Raw genomic sequence first — 3,887 nt, forward strand, 5'->3', positions numbered from 1 at the left:
CGTCCTGCCCCCGGGCAGCGGGAATGCGGCGCCGGCGGGGACGGGCCCGGCAAGTTCCGCGGCCCGGTCGGTGACATCGACCGGGCGGGAGGCGTCGAGCATGATGACGGTGTCCGCGACGTCGATGAACGCCCCCGAGCCTCCGGCGACGAGCACGGTGGACACTCCGTGGTCGTCGAAGAGGGGACGGACCCGGTCGACGAGCGGGGTGACCGGTTCCCTGTCCGCGGGCACGAGGGCGCGCATCCTGGCGTCGCGGATCATGAAGTTCGTCGCGGAGGTGTCTTCGTCGATGAGCAGGCAGGACGCCCCGGCTTCGCAGGCTTCGACGAGGGAGGCGGCCTGGGAAGTTGATCCTGAGGCGTTCGTGGTGGAGAAGAAGGTCGTGTCCGTGCCGGAAGGCAGGTCGCGAAGGAAGGCGGAGATGTCGGTTCCGGTGACACTGCGGCCGTCCTCCGCCCGCAGTGTCGTCGCGTCCGCGACGGTGACGCACAGTTCACGTCCGTCACCGGGAACGTGGTCGTACACTCCGCGTTCCAGAGCTTTGAGCACGGTGGATTTGCCGTGGTAGCCGCCGCCGACGATGAGGGTGACCCCGGACGGAACCCCCATACCGGTGACGGTGCGCCCGGAGGGGAGCGTCATCCGGGTACGCAGGGAGGCGGGGGATGTCAGGGGCAGTGCGCCGTCCAACGGTTCCTGGGAGTTGCCGGCGGCGCGGGGCAGGACGGCACCGTCGGCGAGGAAGCCGACGAGTCCGAGGTCGGGAAGCTGTGACCGCAGGTACTCCTGGTCGCGCCAGCAGGTGACGTGCCGTCGTAGCGGGGAGGACGCCCCGGTGTCGATGTCGTGCAGTGCATCGTGGACGACGTGGGGGAGGACGCCGCACAGCAGTTCGACTGCGGCGGTGCCGTTGACACGCCTGCCGTGTGCGGGAAGGCCCGCCTGCATGCGCACCCTGAGGAACTCCCCGTCAGGTCCGGGCACGACGGTGACGCTGCTGCGGTCGAGGATCTCGGGCCCCGGGATGTCGATGTGCAGTGAGCCGGAGCCCCTGCCGCCCCGGGGACTGTGACGGGTCAGGGCACCGGCGACGGCGCGGCCCAGCCAGTCCCGGAGCGGTACCGGGGTGGTGAGAAGCTCGCCGGTGATGCCGGTGAAGGTCAGGGGTACGTCGATCCGCAGGGCGGACGGCGGGGCGTAGGGGTCCGCCTGGACATGGTCGACCGTCAGGACCGGAGCTTCACAGCGGGGGACGCCACCGGGGACGCCGGAAGTGCCGGTGATCGGGAAAGCGCGGCCCCGGAGCTGTCGGTAGCTTCCGTACCCGGCGCCGTCGAGGGTCTCGAGAAGCTCCCTGAGCCCGCCTCGGGCGCGGCCTTGCGGACCACGGTCCCCGGCGTGTCTCCTGCCCCGGTCCCGGTCCGGGTTGTATCTCCGCGGGTTGTATCTCCGGTTGTCTTCACTGCGGTGCCCGGTGCTCATGCCGCAGAGCTTACGCAGGGTGGACGCCACCCTTCGTCGTCCCCGCCATCGCCCTCGCCGGTGTCCCTGAGGTCAACAGGGTCCCCGGGGCGCGCCGGGCACTGCCGCGGGGCCTCAGGCTGCGGGCGACCATCCGAGTTTCGGGGCGAGTTCACCGGCGATGTCGCTGAGGATCTGCCGGTAGTCGGCGTCCTCGAAGGTGAACGGGAGGGCGAAGGCGACTTCTTCGACGGCGCGGAACGCGGCGAGGCTGACCAGCTTCTCGGCGATCTCCCCGGAACTGCCGATGAGGTCGGGTGCGGTGATCATCTTCCGCGGTCCGAACTGCTGGAGCCGGCCCACGCCCACCTCCGCACGGTGGTCGACGTAGGCCCGGTAGCGTTCCTTCTGGTCTGCGGTCGCGTGGTCGGTGGGGATCACGACGAGTCCCTGGGAGACCCTCGGTGTGCCACCTGCGGCGTTGGAGTAGTGCTGTCTGTACAGGTCGATCTGGGAACGCTGGTTGACGTCGAAGTCGTCGCTGACCTCGGCTGAGATCACCGAGGAGGTCAGGAGGTTCAGTCCGTTTTCTGCGGTCCACTGCGTGGAGCCGCGGGAGCCTGCGCCGTACCAGAGCCTGTTGACGAGGCCGGGGGAGTGGGGCTGCACAGTTTCGGAGTACTCCTCCTGGTTCTCCAGGACGGGGAAGTTGCCGACTCTGTCGCCGCGGAGGTTCTCGATGAGGCGGGTGACCCGGCGCTTGGAGAAGTCCTCCCTGTCATAGGTGTCCGGGTACAGGGCGTCCTTCCAGCCGTCGTACCGGAACGGGGTCCCTACGGAGACCCCGGGGTTGAGCCGTCCAGCGGTGAGCAGGTCGACGGTGGCCATGTCCTCGGCGATGCGGAGGGGGTTCTCCGGGCCCAGGGGTGTGACGGCGGTGCCGAGGTTGATCTTCGAGGTGATCTGGGACGCCGCGGCGATGACCGTCATCGGCGAGGTGATCCCGTACTGCATGTGCCGGTTCCGCAGCCAGGCACTGTCGAATCCGAGGTCTTCGCCGAACCGGATGATGTCGAGGGTGTTGTGTATCCCGGTGGCGGGGTCGGCGGGGTCGAAGGTGCCGATGGTCAGGAAGCCGAGCTTCTTCAGGGGCAGGTTCGGGTCATTGTCCGGCGTCAGGGAGGTGACGGAGGAGATGTCCGGGCGGGTCTCTGCCGGGGTGCTGCTGTCTGTGCTCATGGGCGTCAGCCTACGCCAATATAGTTGACGTGTCACTTTAAATTGCCTGAGGGTGATCAGTGCAGGCCGAAGCCCGCCCGCTCCATGATCCGGCGCAGGAAACGGCGGTCGGTCCTCTCCACCGCCCGACGCCCCAGCCGGTTGAGCAGCTGGGCGGACCAGCGGGGGTGACTGCCGTACCGGGAATAGTAGGACGCCAGGGTCGCATCATAACCGGTGAGAAGATCCGCCCTCCGGGCGTCCCGGTCCCCGCCGTCGTCCCCGGTGCGGGCATAACTGTCATGGTGGAGGAACAGATCCATGGGCAGTCTCGGCTTGACCCCGGCATTCTCCTCCGGGTCGGGGTGACCGAGCTCCAGACCGAGGAAGGGGACCACGGTCTCCGGAACGTCGAGAATTGCCCTGACCTCGTCAAGGTCGTTACGGATCGACCCCAGGAACACCGTTCCCAGTCCGAGAGACTCCGCAGCGACCGCTGCATTCTGGGCGGCGATACCGATGTCCGCGGCGGCGGCCATCGCCTCGTCGAGATAGTCCAGGGCCCCCAGGTCCGTGTCAGGGGTGCCGGCGACCCCGTGGCCCTGTGACCCGGCGTCGGCACCGGAGGTCGCATCGACGGTTCCCCTGACCCTGGACGCCAGGAACCGGCCGTGCGAGTAGTCGATCAACCAGACCAGGGTGACGGGGGCGTCGACGATGTGGGAGGACATCTGCCGGCCCACCGCCGCCAGCCTCCGGCGCGACTCCGGGTCGCGCACCGCGATGACGGAGACGACCTGCTTGTTCGAGGAACTCGGTGCCGACTGCGCTGCGGCGATGACGGTCCGCAGGGTCGGTTCGTCGATTTCACCGGGAAGCCACTGCCGCACCGAGTGGTGACGCAGAAGCAGGTCGAGGACCGGATTCCACGTCGGCGGGGTGAAATCAGCCGGAGTACCGTACCGTGCGGCCAGGCGGGATGCAGGGTCGGAGGAGGTGGTGCCGGTCCCGGTCGTCGGGGAGAGTTCGGAGGTCACGTCAGTCCTTTCGTCGGTGGCCCCGATCTTACCTGGAGGGTCGCGGTCCATGGTATCTGACCTGCGGGTTTGTGGTGGTGTGGTGGGGTGTGTAGATTATGTCGGGTCGCTGCGGCCGGCTGGGGGTTGTTTTCCTGGGTTGTGGTTCGTGGTGTGCGGTTGTTGTTT

3 protein-coding genes are annotated in these 3,887 nt (G+C 68.3%); all 3 read right to left on the reverse strand.

Going from position 1 to position 3,887, the window contains the following annotated elements; all coding sequences use genetic code 11:
- The coding region (locus BN3906_RS13755) for an ABC-ATPase domain-containing protein (protein ID WP_078057553.1) at nucleotides 1–1,485 on the reverse strand (1,485 nt) is incomplete at its 3' end.
- 114 nt (nucleotides 1,486–1,599) lie between these two features.
- Nucleotides 1,600–2,703 (reverse strand): LLM class flavin-dependent oxidoreductase, encoded by a 1,104-nt coding sequence (locus tag BN3906_RS13760; protein ID WP_078057551.1) that lies wholly within the window; start codon nucleotides 2,701–2,703, stop codon nucleotides 1,600–1,602.
- Between the two features lie 56 nt (nucleotides 2,704–2,759).
- On the reverse strand, nucleotides 2,760–3,719 hold the full coding sequence (locus BN3906_RS13765) for a nitroreductase family protein (protein ID WP_315969056.1): 960 nt from the start codon (nucleotides 3,717–3,719) through the stop codon (nucleotides 2,760–2,762).
- Between the last annotated feature and the right edge of the window lie 168 nt (nucleotides 3,720–3,887).

It is taken from the genome of Corynebacterium provencense (genome assembly GCA_900049755.1).
GTDB classification, from domain to species: Bacteria; Actinomycetota; Actinomycetes; order Mycobacteriales; family Mycobacteriaceae; genus Corynebacterium; species Corynebacterium neomassiliense.

Coding starts and splice junctions, on each gene's coding strand:
- BN3906_RS13760 (WP_078057551.1), bottom strand. CDS start 2,703: ATGAGCACAGACAGCAGCACCCCGGCAGAGACCCGCCCGGACATCTCC.